Source organism: Pseudomonas gingeri, from assembly GCF_013386165.1.
Taxonomy (GTDB): domain Bacteria; phylum Pseudomonadota; class Gammaproteobacteria; order Pseudomonadales; family Pseudomonadaceae; genus Aquipseudomonas; species Aquipseudomonas gingeri_C.
In genome coordinates this window covers 224,379-243,169 of the sequence record NZ_JACAOS010000003.1, presented here as the reverse complement: position 1 = coordinate 243,169, position 18,791 = coordinate 224,379, and the positions used below count along the sequence as shown (strand labels likewise).

Sequence of the window (18,791 nt, the reverse complement as noted above, 5' to 3'; positions counted from 1 at the left end):
GCATGGCACGACAATTCGGCACACGGGTTACCCTGACGGTGATGGAGCAACGCCTGCAGGAGGCGCCGATCCCCCCCCGCCCATCGTCATTGCTGAGCGAGGCGGCCGACAATGAGTTCACCCTGCGCCCGATGCGGGCACTGAAGGGACTGAAGGCGACCCCCGTCGCACCACCGGTTGCCACCTGGGACAGCAATGATACCGACGCCAGACTGATCCGCGACTGGTTAAGCGAGTTGCAGATGCTCAAGGGCGTACCGTTCAACTACCTGGTACCGGACATGGCCATGCTGCCGGACGAATCCCTGCGCTTTTTCCAGGTCGACAAGGGCTGGCTCGCCGCCCTGCTTGACGGGGCGTTCAGCATCGGTAGTACTACCGTCGATTCGCTCGCCGCGCAGCAAGCCTGCCTCGCGCTGCGCACCGCTGCCGAGGGCGCGGTGCAAAGCTGCGAAATGCGCCAGGCACTGCACGCTGAAGCGGTGCCTGACGCCCAATGCCGGCCCGTGGCAACCACAGGCACGCTGAGTGGCTTTGTGTTGCGCACGAACCTGCTGAATGCCTGGCCGGGCCTGGAGGTCCAGGGCTTCGCCGACACCGCGGCGCTGTCCATCGTACGCATGGAGCTGCTGGCGCCAGGCCTGATGCTGTGCCTGTTCAATGATCGACTGACCCGAGTGCGCTTCACGCTGCCGGCCGAGGCCAGTCATTTCGGTGTGCGCGACGCCGCAAACGGGGGCTTCGACAAAGCCCTGCGCACGCTCGGCAACGATCCAGGCATACCCACCGAACTGAACACCGTGGTCACCAGGCGCAGCAACGCACGCCGGGTCATACCGTTGGCGCGTCTGGCCGCCAGCATGGGCGATACGCTTCACACTCCCCTCGATGCAGCCGGCTTCGCCCTGCAGATGGTGGAAGGCGCCGATGCCGTGGACTTCACCTGGAGTCTGCCATGAGCGATGACATCCTGATCGCCAACCTCGATATCGCCGCGCTGGCCGTGGGCCAGGGGGATATCGACGCCGGTGCCCTGGCGCTGCCGGCCATGGCTGACTTCTCGCGCTTGCCCCCCAAGGGCAAGCCAGCACCCTACATCAGCCAGACCGTGCTCGGCGGCAGTTCACCCTTTGCCGATGGTCAGCCGTTGAAGGCCGGTATCCATCTGCACTGGAGCCTGCCGCGACAACTGACCCGTGGCGGGAGCAAGGCCCAGGGCCTGGAGTTTCCCCCGGTGCCCGATCGCTGGCTGGTGACCCGGATGCTGCGCCAGGACAGCGACACGGTACTCCTGAAGAGCTGGGTAGTGGAAAGCGACCGCCTCAGCGACACCGGCAACTCCGATGCCCCAACCATCCTCTTCGAGAACGAGCAGAAGCAGCCACAGGTGGCCTGGATCGGCCAGGTGTTCTCCGCAGAGACCTGGCAGGAGGCCCTTGATACTGACGGAATCCAGCGCGCGCCACGCCCGTTCACCGCGCTCGGCTATGGCGAGCCGTCCTTTGCCGCCTTTTACCCCAATTGCGTTTCGGTGTTCGGTTTCCACGATGACCTGGCCGACCTTGAGAAGCAAGTGGACCCCGTGCTGATCAGCTATCAGGTCAGTGGGTGGTATTCCCAGGCGAGCGAAGATCCGCTGCACCAGGCAACAGCCGAGCGCTTCGCCGACTGGCAGGCCCCGGTGGGCAGCCAGCCAGGACGACTGATTTGCGCCGGCCTGCTGGAGAACCTCGCCTGGCAGGCCAGCGCTCGCTACCTCGATACGACCCCACAGGCCTTGAACGTGACCATCGCCGGCACCTCGCGCGAGGCGCTGTCGGCACTACTGGCCAGGGGGCCGGACGCCGACAAGGCCGAGGCCCTGTTCAACGCCCTGCAGTTCGGCTGGCTGTCCGATGCGGACAGTGACACAGGTTCCGGACGTGAATTCGAGCAACTGGTGCATGACGCCGGCTTTGCCACCTTTTCCGGCGGAAACTCATGGAGTGTCGAACGGAAAGACCAGCGCCTGGGTAGCGACACGCCGGAACTGCCGGCCGACCAGGCGCGGCAGCTGGCTCGACTGAACGACCTGCAGGGCACGCAGAACGAGGATGATCGCAAGCGCCGGGCATTGCAGGCACAACTGTTTCTGGACTGGCAGAAGTACCAGATCCTGCTGCATGACCCGACACAAGTGACGCCTGGCCAGCAGCTTGGCCTGGAGGACATGCGCCAGTGGTTGCTCACGCGCAGTGCCGACATCAGCCAGCTGATGTCCAAGCTGGACGTGCAGCGCTCGGACATCAAGCAACGGGAGCAACAACTGCTGGAGAAGCTCGGCGATGCCTTCACGCTGCGCGAAACCACCGGCGCACCGCGTTTCTACCAGCCAACCGAGCCCATATTGCTGCTCGCTGGCAAGGATGTCGTGCCACCGGACCGGCATGCACCGGATCGCATCAAAGGCAATGCCAACGAATGCCGTCTGGCTCGACAGATTCGCAGTTTCAGCATCGCAGGCATTGGCTCAGAAGGCCCTTTCAGCCGGAACAGTGACGACCTTTCATTGCTGCAACTGCCCGCGCAGTTGCCGGTGACGCCCGTGCTGAAAGCACTGGTGACGGAGGCGCTCATTCTCAGCCAGAACCTGCAGCCACTGCTGGATAAGGAGGTCCTCCCCCTGCTGCCCGCTCACTCCACGCCTGCAACCATCGAGTATCAGGGACTGAAGCCAGGGACAGGCTACTGCCAGGCCTGGAGCACACCCTGGCTGCCCTTCCTGCTGCACTACGAAATCGAACTCTGCGCCCTGGGCGGTGACAAGCCGCCCGCCGGCTATCCGGTGGATTTCATCCAGAAGCATTTCCGCTTCGGTTTCGATGCCTTCGACCTGGAGTGTTCCGGCAGCACCTTAGGAGCGAAACGCGTTCTCCAGGGCAGCAGCCTGCTGGCCGCCGACGCCACCTTGGGTCTCACTCGGGAAATCGAGCGTTATGCAAAGCAGCGCGGTGGCGATAACCAGCCGCTGCGCGACTTGCTGAAAAGCATCGAGAACCTGCCCTTGCTCGCGCAAAACCTCACCGGCCTCAACGACGCTCTGCTCATGCAGCGCGCCGCCCTGCAACTGACGGTGGACGATCCACTGGCAGACCTCGCCCAGACCCAACTAATCGACACAGTGCGCGGCGCTGTCGGCGGGCAAACCCGCTTCACCCCCATGACCGACGCCAGTTACACCCCGCTGCGCGCGGAACTGCTGCGTATCCACCGTTTGCGTTTGGTAGATGTGTTCGGTCGCTTCAAGGATTACTCGATGCCCGCCGTGCAGGTCGCCAAGGGGCTGCAGCCCCCACCCGGCTTGCACCAGGACGACAGCGCCCTGCTCCCTCCCCGCCTAGCCCAACCTGCACGTCTACAGTTCCGCTGGCGCTCCGCCAGCGACCTCACTCGGGAAAGTGCCGATAGCCTCGACAGCGGTCCGGTGCTGGGCTGGGTCATCCCCAATCACCTTGAGCGCTCGCTGGTGCTGCACGCCGCCAACGGCCGGCCACTGGGCAAACTGGCCTTGGTGGAGGACAAGGTGCACTGGAGTTGCGCGCCGCTGGGTGGGTTTGCCTATGGCACGCCCCTGGAGGAGGTATTCGGCGGCCAGCCCGCGGACTTCTTGCACTTTGCCCAGGCCCTGTACAACAACACCGACAAGGGAGTTCTTGAGCGTTTCCTGGGGCCCGTCGACTTCGCCCTGCGTTACTGCCTGCCGGACCAGTTCGCTGAAACCGCCGAGCACGTGGTACTGAGCGGACAGCCGCTGGTTCTGGCCCGTGCCAGCCTGGCCCTGGAACTGCTCGGTCCACCTGTGGGAAACCAGGACTGGAGCACCCTGACGAAATCCCTGACGAATCCGGACGGGATCGACGAGGGAGGCTTGAGCAAGGTTCGCTTCCCGGTCCGACTGGGTGCCCTGAACAAGCTGGACGACACGCTACTGGGCTACTGGATCAATCCGCTGCAGGCTGCGGGCTATCGGGATTTCAAGGCTCTCTACCGTCCCGCCGTGTCCGGCGACGATCGTGAAACGGACGATCCTCTGAGCGTCACCGCCGATGGCCGGACGCAGGACCTGATCCTGCTCCTCGATCCGCGCGGCAGCGTGCACGCCAGTTGCGGCATCCTGCCGGCGAAGACCATCGACATTCCGCCCAAGCACTACGCAAGCACACTCGCCTCACTCGATGTGACCTTCGATTGCCTGCCGGTGCTGACCGGCGGCGACTCTGCAGCCCCCGCCTCGATGGTCCTGCCGCGGGTAGCCAGTGGCGAATGGCACTGGATCAGCACCACCGGGAAAGACTGGAATAGCCTGGCACCGAGCGACATCAACGGCGCCAGGGCCAACCTCGATTATGGCCACCAAGGTATTGCCGAAGGCTGGCTGAGCGTGCGGCGCGACGGACCGGAGAAACCAGCGTAACGATCTGGTTAGGTCATTATTGTAACAAGGCCTGGCTTGCAGGACGCCCTGTCAAGATCACGCGCCCAGATAACAGCTACGAGACCTTTAAATGGCAGCCGCGCGAATTTGCAGTGGGCGAGGAACGACTCTATGAACTGGGCCAGGTCTTCGATCAAAAAATCTGGGCCGCAGATATCCAGGAGCATGTTGTCGCCCGTGACGGCGCCACCTACACCACCCAGTGCGCCCACTACAACGCTTACGGTAACCCCAGCAATTCCAGGGATAGACCAGAAGAAGGTGGGCCGCCGACAACGTCGGTGTTCCTATAGCCCTCTCGCTTGAAGTAGAGCCCTCTTATGGGGACTACCTTGAACATACAGATCGAATAGGTCGCTACGACGTATTTACAGCACCTCGTAGCGCTGCTTGCCGTAACCGCATAAGTCAGTTGATGGTTTCAGTACAGCGGTCGTCCATACCTTACAACGAGGTGTATTTACTTTTTAAATCCAGACGCTCAACGTCCTATCAAGGTTTCCAGCTCAACGAGTGACTTTTCAATTTCTACCGTGTCAGTTGGCATCTGTAGTGGTCAACTGATCCGCCCTCACCTTCTGAAATTTGATCGACTGACTGGCTTTCTGCAACCGCTCTACTTCGGTGTTGAAATCAGCGACATTCCCACGCTCAAACCGATCAAGGGTCGTCATCCCAGTACTCGTAACCCCATTGAGTTCTAGACCTGAGTCGATGAGTGATCCGCTGACATTTTGCCCTGTGGTCTGACCGACCGGAAAAATCGTAAGGGTCAGATTATTATCGGCCACTGCGCCAATCACATTGACCGTTGCAGCGTCTATGACGCCGCCGGCTTTGAGACCGACGTGCTGCAGGCTACCCACGATTTTTCCGTCCGACGTTTGAGTCAACTGCAGTAACTCGGCATCTGACGGTCCCTTGGCAACATAGCTGCCGGAAACAGTGCGCTCAAAACAACCGGCCAACGCCAAGGTTAAGGACACGATCAGGACAACGCGTGCACGGCTTTCCATACCGTTCTCCTCCAGCCAGACACATCCAGTGTAGAGGGGCTGGAAATGTCCAATGAAGGATCTTTTCTATGAGCGCAAAACTGATGTCGAAACCCTGCAGTATCCGCGCTCACTGAGCATTCCTTTCACCAGAGATGAACGAGCCCCATGAAAGACAGGACACCGTTCCCCCCTTAAGATAAGGGATAGGCAAACGGGTATGTTTAGTTCCAGCAGAAAAGATTCGATTTCTCAGATGATCGCGGCCCCAAATCGCCCTCCTGTCAGGTGTCATGGAGGTCCAGGAAGTCGAGAATGGAAGAATCGCGCATGATCACGTCGGGACGTCATGCGTTGCGCATCGCCATCAGCTCCTTTGCGATCAATTCGTCCGGTTTCCTGGACAGCGCCGTGCCTGTCTAGCCGACAGTAGCGGCAGGTAGTTCGGGAAATTCGGCGCACAACTCCAGTTGGAATGCGGCGGCCTGGCTCTGCAGCCAGTCGATCAACCTGGCAATGTCCGGCTCCTGTTCCCGCCCACTACGGCACACCACATAATAGGCCGAAGGTGAGGGCATGGCCGGGCCACCCAACAGTACCAGGGTGGCGTCGCGCAATTTGTCCTGGACCAGCGAGGTGCGTGCCAGGGCAATGCCGACGCCCTTGGCCGCCAGGCCGATGGTCATGTTCGAATCGGGAAAACGTGGCCCAGGGTGATAGGGAGGCGGAGTCAGGCCTTGCCAGGCAAACCAGTCCTCCCATCCCGGACAAAACGCATCGTCCACCCGATAGATCAAGGGATAGCTGCTGATTTCGTCCCGTTGAATCGGACCATGGGTCTGCAGGAACCGTGGCGAGCAGACGGGAAACACAGCATCGCCCATCAGCCGCTGGACATGATTACCGGGAAAATGCCCCTGGCCGATCACGATCGCCACATCGTAGGGACTGCTGTTGAGATTGGCGTCCGACAGCTCGGCGTTGGTCAGCACCACATCCAGATTGAGACGCCGGTCGTCATGACTGGCATACAGACGCGGGCTCAACCAGGCGGCGCCCAGCGACGAGGTGCAGTACAACTGCAACGGGGCCGGTTTGCCGGGATTGAGACGATTGAGCGTCGTTTCGAGGTCGGTGAAGAAGTTCTGCGCAATGGGCAGCAGCGCCTGGCCGGCGGCGGTCAGCTTGACGCCCCGTGAGTGGCGTTCGAACAGCTGCACCCCCCACCATTCTTCCAGCCCGCTGATCTGATGGCTGACGGCACTGGCGGTGAAATTCAACTCTGCAGCAGCCCGTGCAAAACTCCCCGTTTTTCCCGCATGGACAAAGGCTTGCAACATGGTCGTGGGAGGTGGGCGCTGGGCCATCAGGCACTCGTCTTGATCAGGACAATCCCGCTGAAAATGACAAATGCCGAGAGCATTCGCCGCCAGCCGAACCGTTCGTGGAAGAACAGTGCGGCAATGATGGCGCCGATAATAACACTGCTCTCGCGCAGCGCCGAAATCTTGGCCACGGCGTCCAGGGAGAAGGCGAAGAGCACCAGGCCATAGGCTGTCAGATAGAAAAAACCGCCCAGCGTACCCAGGCGCCAGTTGCTGCGAACCACCCGGACAAACTGCGTGCGGTTGCTGATGAGTGCCAGCAGCAGGACAGGTATGCTCTGGAACACGCCCAGGTAGATGATGTATTGCAAGGCGGTCTCACTGGCCCTGACACCCTGGGCGTCGACCAACGTATACAGCGCAATGAACACCCCCGCACAGATGGCCATCAGCATCGGCTTGAACATCGCCGCGGTCATATGGCGGACGAAGGTCAGGCTGATGATGCCGGCAGAGATCAGCATCACTCCCAGCAGCGCGCCGGTTGAAAGCTCTTCATGGAACATGCACCAGGAAAACACCGCGACCATCACCGGGGGCACACCACGCATGACCGGATAGACCTGGCCGAAGTCGCCGGTCTCGTAGGCCTTGATCAGGAACAGCCGGTAGGCGGTGTTCAGCACCACGGAAATCGCCAGGTAGGCCCAGACTTGCGGAGGCGGTACGTTCACCAGCGGCAGCGCCGCGAGGCTGATCAGCAAGGCCACGGCGTCCACCATGGCCAGGGTCAGGAAGCGGCTGCTGCCGGCCCGGACCACGGCGTTCCAGGTGGCGTGCATGAAGGCGGAAATCAACACCAGGGTTATTGCGATATCTGAAGGGGTCATGGGGTCCGACTGGGCAGGGTGGAGCGGTGGGAAGGCGCGGCTATTGCACTACACGTGTCATGCGTGCGAGAAGCGATGCTTCTTCAAGGCTGCCTTTAAAATCGGTCATCTCCGTGGACTCTGGATAGGTGCCGAGCGAAATAAGCTCCTGCTGACGTCCGGATGACCAGCGCTAAAAAACGCACACAAACAAAAACGCCACCCCTATAGGGTGGCGTTTTTGTGTATTTGGAGCGGGAAACGAGACTCGCATCTAGCGTCCGACCCATTGAAATCCAAGGGTTTTCTTTTTTTGCCGAAACAGGAAAAGACTCAACTCTGGACTTGTTTTCAGAGTGTATCAAGAGCAAAAAAGGAGTGACTCCAAGCCAAACTACTGGATTCTACCCGTTGCCAATCGGACGAACGATCATCAAGCTGGCAGTGTCAATTGTGCAGGATCAGCAGTAGATGAATCACCGCCAAAAAGGCGCCTCAACCTCCCCCACTCACCGGTCAACTCACAACCGACGGCTATCAGCAGACATTCGAAAGCACAAGTATCCGGTCTACTGTCGCGGCGTGGGTGGAACCTAAGCCCGGCAGTTGCGAGGCGAACCGTCTATCGGAGGCCAAATCGCCCATGAAACGAAGTGATCGGCGTGCCAGTAATTTGAGAGAGTGAGCCAGTGGCTTTGAAAAAACACAGCGCTTAACTGCTTCCTAAGTACTTACAATATAGCCACATTCAATCCCTGCACGATGTGGGTATCGCTATACGGCTACTGGTCTTGATCTCGCGTAACGACAAACTGGACTGGATTGATGCAATACCCATCTGGCGCCTCAGCACATGCTCGACAAAATCACTGTAGCTATCAAGATCCTCTGCCAACACTTGCAGCACGTAATCAGCATCCCCGGTGATCTTGTGGCACGACAGCACTTCAGGTAGCTGCATGATCACCGCCTCGAAGGCGTCGGGGGCGTGATCGGCGTGGGTGGAGAAACGGATATGTACGAACGCCATGATATCCAGCCCCAGCATCCGTCGATCAAGGTTGGCCTGGTAGCCTTTTATCACGCCCGCCTCCTCCATTCTCTTACGACGCCGCCAACAGGGGGTGAGGCTTAACGACAGGCGCTCACTGAGCTCGGCGTTGGAAATACTCGCATCCTCCTGCAGCAAGGCGAGAATGGCTAGGTCGGTGTCGTCAAGACTGACACGTTTGGATGTTTTTTTCTGCATGGTGTCATTCTTGGGTAAATTCGTCCTGCAAACCTAACAAAAACTGAAAACAAAGCAAAGAAGTCGCATCAGAACCAGAACAGAATATTTGTACTGGTTCACCAACGGATGCGCACGATGTTTACAGTTTTCAGTGATTCCCACCGCTTGCACCATGGCACCGAATTGAAAGACGGCGTACTCAAGCCTTCTTTCGAGCAACCCAGTCGGGCCGATACCGTTCATGCTCGGGTTAAACAGGTAGGGCTAGGCCAGATCATCGAACCGCGGGCGTTCGACAGGTCGTGCTATATCAACGCACACAGCGATCGCTACGTAACCTTTCTGGAAAACGCCTGGTCTGAGTGGTGCGCAACCGGCCGCACCCATGATGCCTTGCCACTGGTATGGCCTGTACGCGACCTGGCCAACCAACAAGTCCCGAGCTTTATCGACGGCAAGATCGGTTTCTATGCCATGGACGCAGGCTCTCCCATTACTGCCACCACTTGGGAAGCAGTAAAAACCAGCGCCGATATCGCGCTGACCGGATTGGCGCTGATTGATGAAGGCCACGACAGTGCCTTTGCCCTGTGCCGTCCGCCGGGACATCACGCGGCGCGCGAGTACATGGGCGGTTATTGCTACCTAAACAATGCCGCTATCGCTGCACAGCAGGCCATTACCCAGGGAGCCAAACGTGTAGCGGTACTGGACGTCGACTTCCATCACGGCAACGGCACGCAGAACATTTTCTACAAGCGCAGTGACGTTATGTTTGTCTCGCTGCACGGCGAACCTTCGGTGTCCTATCCGTACTACTCCGGCTTCAGCCACGAGGTCGGCGCCGGCCATGGCGAAGGGTACAACCTGAACTACCCAATGCCGAAAAACACCACCTGGGAAAGTTACCGCAACGCCCTGCTGCACGCCTGCAAGAAGCTCCAACAGTTCGCCCCTCAAGTGCTGGTTATTTCACTGGGCGTCGATACGTTCAAGGACGACCCCATCAGCCACTTCCTGCTGGAAAGTGAAGACTTCATCGGCATCGGTGAGCTGATCGCGAGCGTCGGCTGCTCCACCCTGTTCGTCATGGAAGGTGGCTACATGGTCGATGAGATCGGGATCAACGCAGTCAATGTGCTGCATGGCTACGAAAGCAAGCGCGCCTGAGTCACCCCTGCCCCGCAGCGTTTCAACTATTGAATCGGAGAACAAAAAATGACTCTTTTTATAGATGTCGATCATGCCGCACGCCTGTACGCCACGGTGGGAATCCGCAAAGCAATCCGCGAAATGGCCACTTATATCAAGGCTGACTATTTACGCTGGGCGGAGTTCGACAAGACGCCCCGCACTGCCAATCACTCTCCCAACGGTGTGATCGAGTTGATGCCGACCGATGATGGCCAACAATACTCCTTCAAGTATGTGAATGGTCACCCGGACAACGGTCAGAGCAACTTGCTGACGGTCATGGCTTTCGGTCTCCTGGCCGATGTCCACAGCGGCTATCCGAGCTTGCTCAGCGAACTGACCTTGACCACGGCCGTACGCACCGCGTCCACCTCCGCTCTGGTGGCGCAGTTCCTCGCTCGCCCGGGTGCCAGTTCGATGGCAATCATCGGCAACGGGGCCCAGAGCGAATTCCAGGTCCTGGCATTTCACGAGATGCTTGGGATCAACGAAATCCGCATTTTCGACATCGACCGGAACGCTTCGCTGAAGTTGAAGCAGAACCTCGCCGCATTCCCGGGCATTCGAGTGCTTCTAGCAAATTCGGTTCAGGAAGCGGTCAAGGGTGCGCACATCGTCACTACGGTGACCGCTGACAAGTCGTGCGCGACGATTTTGACGCCGGAGATGATCGAGCCCGGCATGCATATCAATGCCGTAGGCGGAGACTGCCCGGGGAAAACCGAACTGCACGCCGACATCCTGCGCAATGCTCGGGTCGTTGTCGAGTTTGAACCCCAAACCCGAATCGAAGGCGATATTCAACAACTGGACGCGGACTCGCCAGTCGTCGAATTTTTCCAGGTTGCTCAGGGCGCACAGCTAGGTCGCGAAAACGATGCACAAGTGACCGTCTTCGACTCAGTAGGCTTCGCCCTCGAAGACTTTTCTTCACTGCGCTATGTGCATGACTTGGCGCGCCAGCACGGAATTGGTGAGCGCATCCATCTGGTGCCCACTCCCGCCAATATCAAAAATCTCTACGAACTGCTTGATCATCAGCAAGCAGTCGTTCCCTCGCGCCTGCGCACAGTCAGCTGACAGAGGCTCCCTGAGCAAGGTGCTAACGAACCACGCACCTTAATTTGCGCAAAAGACACTCTGTCACCAGCGAACTACCGCCGTCAGTAGCCGTTACATCACTAACAAGAACGTTTGATACCTGCCTTTCTGCCAAAACTCAAAAACATAAAATCAAGAGGTTTTGTAATGAAATCGACTCCTTCCTCGCCGTCTGAACAGCCGGCGCTGCAGCGCATGCTCAGTAATCGTCATATCCAGTTAATGGCCATGGGTGGCGCCATTGGCACAGGCCTATTCATGGGTTCAGGGAAGATCATCGCCCTCTCCGGAACGTCGATCATCCTCGTCTACATGATCATCGGCCTGTTCGTCTACTTCGTCATGCGCGCCATGGGCGAGTTGTTACTGTCCAACCTGAACTTCAAAAGCTTCGCTGATTTTGCGGGTGCCTACCTCGGCCCGCGAGCGGCGTTTTTTCTCGGCTGGTCGTATTGGCTGAGCTGGTGCGTCGCGGTGGTGGGCGACGCCGTGGTCGTTGGCGGATTCTTTCAGTATTGGTTCCCTCATGTGCCGGCCTGGATTCCGGCCATCGGCATGCTGCTGACGCTGTTCGCTTTGAACGTGCTGACAGTCAAGCTTTTCGGTGAAGTGGAGTTCTGGTTCGCGATCATCAAGATCATTGCCGTGCTCACCTTGATTGGCGCCAGCATAGTGCTTATTGCCAGTTCATTTGTGTCGCCCAACGGCGTCACTGCATCGCTTAACCACCTACTGGATAAACAGGCAGCCTTCCCCAATGGTCTATTCGGATTTTTCGCCGGATTTCAAATGGCAATTTTCTCGTTTGCAGGCACCGAACTGATCGGCACCGCCGCTGCCGAAACCCGTTCTCCCGAGAAGACTCTGCCCAAGGCCATCAACTCGATTCCGCTGAGAATCATCCTGTTTTATGTGCTGGCCCTGGCGTGCATCATCGCAGTGACTTCCTGGCAGCAGGTGTCGCCTACCAAGAGCCCGTTCGTTGAACTGTTTCTGGTCGCAGGTTTTCCCGCCGCAGCCGGCATCGTGAACTTTGTGGTGCTGACATCGGCGGCCTCCTCCGCCAACAGCGGCGTGTTCTCCTCCAGCCGCATGCTGTTCGGGCTGGCCGGTCAGAACAATGCACCGGGGGTTTTCAAGCACTTGTCGGGCAACAGCGTGCCGCTGCTGAGCTTAGCGTTCACCACGCTGTTGATGCTGATCGGTGTGCTATTGCTGTTCATCGTTCCGGAAGTCATGACGGCATTCACCATTGTTTCTACCGTGTCGGCGATCCTGGTGATCTTCACTTGGTCGACCATCATGGCGTCTTACATTGCCTATCGCAAAAGCCGACCCGACCTGCATGCGCAATCGATCTACAAGATGCCCGGTGGTGTACCGATGGCCTGGTTTTCCCTGGCGTTCCTAGGATTTGTGCTGTGCCTTTTGTCGCTACGACCTGACACCCGGCTGGCGTTGATGGTCATGCCAGGGTGGTTCATCTGGTTGGCGATTGCCTACCAACTGACCCATGCAAAGAAGCGCAAGCCATCTTCTGACTCGGCAAGTCAGTACAGCTGAGATTCACCTGGAGCCTTTCGCTGCCGATGCAGTGAAAGGCTGCTCAGCGACGTGGCCTGTGTCAGACGCCAGCTGTTAAAGAACTTGAGTGCCGAGGCAGTCAGCCCATTTCACTGACGGCCAACGCTGCAGATGAAAGAGGGGGTTCAGTGCAGCGCGCCGTTCCGGCTTTTCACGAGATCCTCGGCTTGTATTTGAGATCCATGCCCACGATGTGGCCCATCAGCTTTCCTTGATGCTTGGGATCCTTGCGTTGATGTAGCCCCGACTCACGGTCCCCATAGCCAATCGGACAAGCGATCATCAAACTGAGGGCGGTCAATAGCGTAGGATCAACATGAGATGAGTCCTCACCGAAGAAACGCTCCAACCTCCCCCACCGGTCAATTCACAACCGACGAGTATCGGCCAAAAGCTGCTGCTGACTAACAGCATCTGTTCCCATTACGCAGCTCGGATTGATGCCATGCGCTGTTCGTCTTCAATGGCCCGTTTGACCGACTCGCGCGCCTCGATGCGCTCGCGGTAGGCTTGCAACCGAGTCAGAGAAGACAGGTCGATGCCGAGCAATTGCGCCCAAGTCAGCATGACCCACAGATAGGCGTCAGGCGTGGCGAATGCGTCGCCCCCCATATAAAGCCGACCGTCCGCGAGGCGGCTCTCCAGCGAAGAGAAAGCACGCAGAAGTAGCTTCACGAACTGCTCACGCGCCTCTGGCGAGACATATTCGCGGAAGACTACGAAGTACTTCTGGTGCAGTTCCGTGGCGATGAACGACAGGAGTTCGTCCGCACGCACGCGTTCCATTGTCCCTGCCCCTGGGGCGATATGGGCTTCGGGACGCAGATCGGCCAGGTACTGCAGGATGACCGGCGTCTCCAGAAGAATGGAACCATCGTCCAGTTGCAGCGCAGGCAGGTAGGCATTCGGGTTGATGGCCGTATAATCGCTGCCTTCACCGAACATTTGTCTCTTCAAGTCGACGTTGACGAGTTCGACATCGACACCGATTTCGTTGGCAACGATTTGCACGGCACGCGAGCTGGACATGGGGGTTGAATAGATTTTCACGTTTGGTTTTCTTCGTATTTGGCCTGTAGGAATAAAGTACAGAGCATGCTTCAGGACGACCGCGTGCGTTGTTCTTCCAACGAGATCATGATGACTTTTGTGCTCCACGAGTAGATCGTCCGCGCAACTAAGACCTATTCGCCGGACAAATAGGATTCCCCGTCGACGGATTGCAGGCAAACATCGGCAACAGCCACAATAGAAAGCCGGCGGCGTGGTGCAGCAAGCGATAAAACGGTGCAGCAGTAAGGCTATAATCTGCCGTCCCGTATAACGGTTATTTGACTCACGTATACTTCAACTCAAAACGAAAATCAGTGCGGACGCAGACGGCGCAATCCGCCTGCCATCGAGCACTCCATGACCGATAGAATTCAATCTCTACAGACCTTCACCCGTGTCGCTCGGAGCGGTAGTTTTTCGGCTGCGGGGCGTGAACTTGGCCTGTCTCAGCCCTCTGTTTCGCGTATCGTCGCGCAACTTGAGAAAGACGTGGGTGTCGCGCTTTTTTCGCGTAATACCCGCGCTATCACACTGACCGAGGCCGGCACCGACTACCTCGCCAGAATTGAGCCTATCTTGGCTGCCCTTGAAGAAGCTGATCATGCCGCCCGTGGCACTGGCGAACTGCGTGGATTGTTGCGCGTCGGTGCCCCAGTCAGCTTCGCCACACGTGAAATCATTCCGAACCTCCCCGACTTCATGGCGCGGCACCCACATTTGCGTATTGACTTCGAGCTGACCGATCGCCGTCAAGACATGATCAACGAGGGTATCGATGTCGCCATTCGCGTCGGTCGCCTGGACGACACCTCGATGGTGGCTCGCAGGCTGGGCAGCTCTCCACAGATCATCGTCGCGTCACCCGCTTATCTCGAGCGTGTCGGCATCCCACAGGAGCCTACCGATTTGGCCGACCACATCACCATCCTCGGTCCGCCAGGCAGAGAGCTGGACGGTTGGAGGTTCCGCAAGGATGGCGAAGACGTGCTCGTGGAAGTAAAAAACCGCCTGACGATGAGTGTCAACGAAGCGGCGGTCGTGGCAGCCCTCGCAGGTCTGGGTATCGCCACCACCATCACCTGCAGCGCCCGAGCGGAACTGGCCAGCGGAGCACTCGTGCGCCTGCTACCTGATTGGGAGATCGGCTCAGTGGAGGTTAATGCCTTGCTGACAGGCGGCCGAGCCTCCAAACCATCTGCTCGTGCCTTTGTCGACTACCTGATCGAGGTCATGTAACGCAATGTCAACTCTGACAGGTACTTGGCCTGATCCATCAACATCAGAAAAACACCGTGTTGGCCGGCGCAGATAAGGAGTTTGGTTTCATCGGTAAGTTGAATGGAGAAGTCGCGCTTGTTACCGGTGGTAATAGCGGTATTGGTTTGGCGACGGCCCGCCGCTTCGTTGCGGAGGGCGCCACCGTTATCGTAACGGGTCAGGCAGCACGCCAATGCGGCGGAAACGATCTTTCATAGGCCGGCAGTGCTTCGAGTCGCGTGAGCCACGCGGAGACGAATGGGTAGGTCGTGCGCAAATCTTCGAACCCAAGTTCAAGGGTACGAGCCTCATCGCGATTTCCCACTCTTGCCAGCATCTGGACATTGGGAAGCACAGTGAAATCCGCTGCGGAGAGCGTGTCACCCGCAAGATACGGTGACACCAGGAGTATGCCATCCAGCCACTTGAGCGCACCATGTACTTCAAGCGCTGACGCCTGGATCAACTTGCTGTCCTTGCCCCGAAACAGTGGCCTGATGACACCGTCGTCAATGGGGTCGCGCACGTAGTTGACGATCTCGAAGATCCGTTGCCAGATCAGCCCTGTCTCGGCCGCGTTGGAACCGAACAGGGCTCGCTCGGGGTATGCCTTTTCCAAATAGGCCATGATGGCGATCGACTCGTGGAGTGCAACGTCTCCATTCGTCAGCACGGGCACCTTGCCTCGAGGATTGAGCACGAGGAATTCCGCCGTCTTGTGTTCACCCTTGCTCGGGTCGATCCGGTGCGACACATAAGGAATGCCCTTGTATTCAAGCACGAGCATTGTGCGCCAGGCGTTCGGACTGCCGCTGATCCAATAGAACTCGTAAGACTCTGATTTGCTCATGGAGGTGAGCCTCTTGTCCTTGCAACTGTGATTGGGGTGGTCCCGTCAGTACTGACAACGCCCGATCGTGAGCGCCTCAGCCCGACGGAGCCGATCCTTAGAGTTGACTGATGCCGCCGTCGGCCACCAGATCCGCGCCTGTCATGAAGGAGCTCTCATCGGAGGCAAGGAACAAGGCGGCACTTGCCATCTCTTCTGCGCGCCCCAGGCGCCCCATCGGTGTTGCACTTGCGTAGGCGCGGCGAAGCATGGCTGCTTCTTCCGGTGTGCCTTGGGAGTCCAGCATGGGGGTATCGATGACGCCGGGACTCAGGGTGTTGGCGCGGATTCCACGAGGATTGAGTTCGGCTGCCCATGTCCGGACGAACGAGCGCAGTGCAGCCTTGGTCGCAGCATAGGTGCTGTGGTTCGCCAATCCCATGGAGTGCATCCCCGAAGAGACCAGAACGATCGAACCACCCCGCGGCATCATCGGAAGCAACTTCTGGACGGTGAATAGCGCCCCGCGCGCGTTGAGGTTAAATGTCTTGTCGAAGTGTTCAGGGGTTATTTTTTCCAATGGCACCTGTTCCACAACAGCAGCACTGAAAACGATGGAATCGACCACGCCCCTATCCGCTTTAATCGTTTCGACCATCCGATCGAGGTCGTCGAGATTCGAAACATCGCCTTGAATCGTCGTGACATTTTTGCCGATCAGATCCTTTGCAATATCGAGTTGCGTCTGGCGGCGACCGACGATGTAAACGTAGGCGCCTTCCTGGACAAATCGTTGGGCTGTTGCGAGACCAATGCCGCTACTGCCCCCCGTGATGACTACCGTTTTTCCAATGAGCTTTGACATATCAGTTCCTTAGGTTGTGCGTAAATGCACCGTGTAAATTGACATGGCAATAATGAATCTGCGCATCCACTCTGGGAATATTGAAAGCCACACAAGGGTGGTGCAAAATTGCACCATGAAAAATTGGGATGAAATCAGGTTTTTTTTGGCGACGACGCGATACGGCTCTGCCCGTGCGGCGGCGGAGGCGTTGCACGTCAATCACGCCACGGTGTTACGGCGCATTGCATTGCTTGAGGAAAAGCTGGGCACCCAGCTTTTCGACAAGCTTCCCGGCGGGTACCGATTGACAGCTTCAGGCAGTGAAGTCGTGGAGTTGGCCGAACAGATGGAGCACGCGTCCAATCAACTTGAGGCGCGGATTTTTGGACAGGACCAGAACGTAATCGGCAAACTGCGCGTTGCGCTAGCCCCCAATCTGGCTGCGAATCTGCTCATGCCTGACATTGCCGATTTCTGCGCCTTGTATCCCGGCATCGCTCTGGAGCTGCTGACCTCTTACGAGACGGTCAATTTGTCCCGACGGCAGGCCGACGTGGCTCTGCGGCTGGTGTACGAGGGGTCGGCGCCGCCGGACTATCTATTTGGTGTGAAGCTGCATGAGATCCATACCGGCATCTATATGTCGCCAACGCTGCTGGCTCAGGCCGCTCCGACCGGTTCGCCGCTCAGGTGGCTGCTAAAGTCAGAAGATGGCGCAGTCCCGGGCTGGGCGAAGAGTGTCGCAGCCAACATGTCCGATGTGCCCATTGCTTTCGGCGATATGCAGTCCCTACTGGTTGCAGCAAGAGCGTCAATGGGCGTCGCTGTGCTGCCTTGCTTCGTGGGTGACTCCGATCCGGAACTTGTACGCATGCCAGGCAGTGCAACGCACAAGTATGGAATGCTCTGGCTGCTCACCCATGGCGAGACCCGAAAAACCAAGCGAATCCGGCTGTTCAGCGAGTTCATTCGCAATCGGTTGTCGGCCCATGCCGCATTGCTCGATGGGTCCACTCTTTCAGTAGACCGATGAGTGCTCGGCTAAGCATCGGCGGGTGCATACCCATCCGTACATCTGCACCCGACTCCTGAACAGAATCAGGGCTAGATGCTCATCTCGCTACGCAAACTGCTCCAGCAACAAACCGATTCAGTGCGTGTCAGAATCCTGGACTTAATCCTGGATTTAAACGTACCGGATAGTGCTGGATTTCAGTGGTTCCCGCCGGAACGAAAAAAAGGACCCGAAGGTCCTTATTTCAATCACTTACAGAGTTCAGTGAAACTCTGCAGCGCAATATTTGGAGCGGGAAACGAGACTCGAACTCGCGACCCCGACCTTGGCAAGGTCGTGCTCTACCAACTGAGCTATTCCCGCGTCTTGGTGGTGTGCATTCTATAGAATCTACACACCACGTCAACCCCTTGATTCAAAATAGTTTTATTTTTTTTCAGGGGTTTCGGCATTGATCTTCAAGTGCGGCCAGGCCGCCCGCAGATACTGCAGCATCGACCACAAGGTCAGCACCGCCGCTGCCATCAGCAAGGTATAACCCACCAGCACCCAAAAACTGAAGTCCGAGGGGTTGGCCAGCAGGATCACCAGCGCCAGCATCTGCGCCGCGGTTTTCCATTTGCCCAGGTTGGAGACGGCGACTTGCGCACGCGCGCCAATCTCGGCCATCCACTCGCGCAGAGCCGACACCACGATCTCACGACCGATAATCACCGCCGCCGGCAAGGTCAACCACAGGTTGCCATGCTCCTGCACCAGCAAGACCAGCGCCACGGCCACCATCAGCTTGTCGGCCACCGGATCGAGAAACGCGCCGAACGGCGTGCTCTGCTCCAGGCGACGTGCCAGGTAACCGTCCAACCAGTCCGTCGCGGCTGCAAACGCAAACACTGAACTGGCTGCCATAAAGCTCCACTGGTACGGCAGGTAAAACAGCAAAATAAAGATCGGTATGAGTGCAACGCGTAGAAGGGTGATCAGATTAGGGATATTCATCGGCACAACTGGCTACGAGGT

General features: G+C 58.1%; 15 protein-coding genes, 1 tRNA gene and 1 pseudogene. 8 read left to right on the top strand and 9 right to left on the bottom strand.

Features of this window, described 5'->3' with window-relative positions; all coding sequences use genetic code 11:
- The first annotated feature begins 2 nt into the window (after window positions 1–2).
- Window positions 3–959: a hypothetical protein gene (locus HX866_RS05645; protein WP_177091808.1), complete on the top strand. Its 957-nt coding sequence runs from the start codon at window positions 3–5 to the stop codon at window positions 957–959.
- Window positions 956–4,453, top strand: a complete 3,498-nt coding sequence (locus tag HX866_RS05640; protein WP_177138432.1) for a hypothetical protein — start codon at window positions 956–958, stop codon at window positions 4,451–4,453. The genes HX866_RS05645 and HX866_RS05640 overlap by 4 nt, the downstream gene beginning before the upstream one ends.
- A 557-nt stretch (window positions 4,454–5,010) precedes the next feature.
- On the opposite strand, the gene HX866_RS05635 is transcribed toward HX866_RS05640, so the two are convergent.
- The 4 genes from HX866_RS05635 to HX866_RS05620 form a co-directional block, all read right to left on the bottom strand.
- Window positions 5,011–5,490, bottom strand: coding sequence for a hypothetical protein (locus HX866_RS05635; protein ID WP_177138431.1), 480 nt, complete (start codon window positions 5,488–5,490; stop codon window positions 5,011–5,013).
- Between the two features lie 398 nt (window positions 5,491–5,888).
- Window positions 5,889–6,836, bottom strand: coding sequence for a LysR substrate-binding domain-containing protein (locus HX866_RS05630; protein ID WP_177091805.1), 948 nt, complete (start codon window positions 6,834–6,836; stop codon window positions 5,889–5,891).
- Entirely contained in the window at window positions 6,836–7,684 is an 849-nt protein-coding gene (locus HX866_RS05625) for an EamA family transporter (RefSeq protein WP_177124227.1), read from the bottom strand. The genes HX866_RS05630 and HX866_RS05625 overlap by 1 nt, the downstream gene beginning before the upstream one ends.
- A gap of 727 nt (window positions 7,685–8,411) precedes the next feature.
- Window positions 8,412–8,912 carry an Lrp/AsnC family transcriptional regulator gene (locus HX866_RS05620; RefSeq protein ID WP_177138430.1) on the bottom strand — a complete coding sequence of 167 codons (501 nt, stop codon included), beginning with the start codon at window positions 8,910–8,912 and terminating at the stop codon, window positions 8,412–8,414.
- A 117-nt stretch (window positions 8,913–9,029) separates the two neighbouring features.
- Here HX866_RS05620 and HX866_RS05615 point away from each other — a divergent pair, with 117 nt between their 5' ends.
- The 3 genes from HX866_RS05615 to HX866_RS05605 all read left to right on the top strand — a co-directional run bounded on the left by HX866_RS05615 (window position 9,030) and on the right by HX866_RS05605 (window position 12,752).
- Window positions 9,030–10,064 carry a histone deacetylase family protein gene (locus tag HX866_RS05615; protein ID WP_177139252.1) on the top strand — a complete coding sequence of 345 codons (1,035 nt, stop codon included), beginning with the start codon at window positions 9,030–9,032 and terminating at the stop codon, window positions 10,062–10,064.
- Window positions 10,065–10,112: 48 nt separating this feature from the next.
- Entirely contained in the window at window positions 10,113–11,168 is a 1,056-nt protein-coding gene (locus HX866_RS05610) for an ornithine cyclodeaminase (protein ID WP_177138429.1), read from the top strand.
- Between the two features lie 168 nt (window positions 11,169–11,336).
- Entirely contained in the window at window positions 11,337–12,752 is a 1,416-nt protein-coding gene (locus tag HX866_RS05605; RefSeq protein ID WP_177138428.1) for an amino acid permease, read from the top strand.
- 444 nt (window positions 12,753–13,196) lie between these two features.
- Here HX866_RS05605 and HX866_RS05600 read toward each other — a convergent pair whose 3' ends face one another.
- Complete coding sequence (locus HX866_RS05600) at window positions 13,197–13,823, bottom strand: glutathione S-transferase N-terminal domain-containing protein (protein WP_177138427.1); 627 nt, start codon at window positions 13,821–13,823, stop codon at window positions 13,197–13,199.
- A 360-nt stretch (window positions 13,824–14,183) separates the two neighbouring features.
- Between HX866_RS05600 and HX866_RS05595 the strand changes: the two genes are divergently transcribed.
- Together HX866_RS05595 and HX866_RS05590 are read left to right on the top strand one after the other, a co-directional pair.
- On the top strand, window positions 14,184–15,062 hold the full coding sequence (locus HX866_RS05595; protein WP_177138426.1) for a LysR family transcriptional regulator: 879 nt from the start codon (window positions 14,184–14,186) through the stop codon (window positions 15,060–15,062).
- An 89-nt stretch (window positions 15,063–15,151) separates the two neighbouring features.
- Window positions 15,152–15,265, top strand: a pseudogene (locus tag HX866_RS05590) (SDR family NAD(P)-dependent oxidoreductase); the annotation flags it as partial.
- Here HX866_RS05590 and HX866_RS05585 read toward each other — a convergent pair.
- Both HX866_RS05585 and HX866_RS05580 read right to left on the bottom strand, forming a co-directional pair.
- Window positions 15,262–15,933, bottom strand: coding sequence for a glutathione S-transferase family protein (locus tag HX866_RS05585; protein ID WP_177138425.1), 672 nt, complete (start codon window positions 15,931–15,933; stop codon window positions 15,262–15,264). The pseudogene HX866_RS05590 and the gene HX866_RS05585 overlap by 4 nt on opposite strands.
- 97 nt (window positions 15,934–16,030) lie before the next feature.
- Window positions 16,031–16,777 carry an SDR family NAD(P)-dependent oxidoreductase gene (locus tag HX866_RS05580; RefSeq protein ID WP_177138423.1) on the bottom strand — a complete coding sequence of 249 codons (747 nt, stop codon included), beginning with the start codon at window positions 16,775–16,777 and terminating at the stop codon, window positions 16,031–16,033.
- 52 nt (window positions 16,778–16,829) lie between these two features.
- On the opposite strand from HX866_RS05580, the gene HX866_RS05575 reads away from it, so the two are divergent.
- Window positions 16,830–17,792 carry a LysR family transcriptional regulator gene (locus HX866_RS05575; protein WP_218179647.1) on the top strand — a complete coding sequence of 321 codons (963 nt, stop codon included), beginning with the start codon at window positions 16,830–16,832 and terminating at the stop codon, window positions 17,790–17,792.
- A gap of 269 nt (window positions 17,793–18,061) precedes the next feature.
- On the opposite strand, the gene HX866_RS05570 is transcribed toward HX866_RS05575, so the two are convergent.
- Window positions 18,062–18,137 (bottom strand) — tRNA-Gly (locus HX866_RS05570).
- 63 nt (window positions 18,138–18,200) lie between these two features.
- The gene (pgsA, locus tag HX866_RS05565; protein WP_177091662.1) at window positions 18,201–18,770 is read right to left on the bottom strand and encodes a CDP-diacylglycerol--glycerol-3-phosphate 3-phosphatidyltransferase; all 570 of its coding nucleotides are present in this window, start codon (window positions 18,768–18,770) and stop codon (window positions 18,201–18,203) included.
- Between the last annotated feature and the right edge of the window lie 21 nt (window positions 18,771–18,791).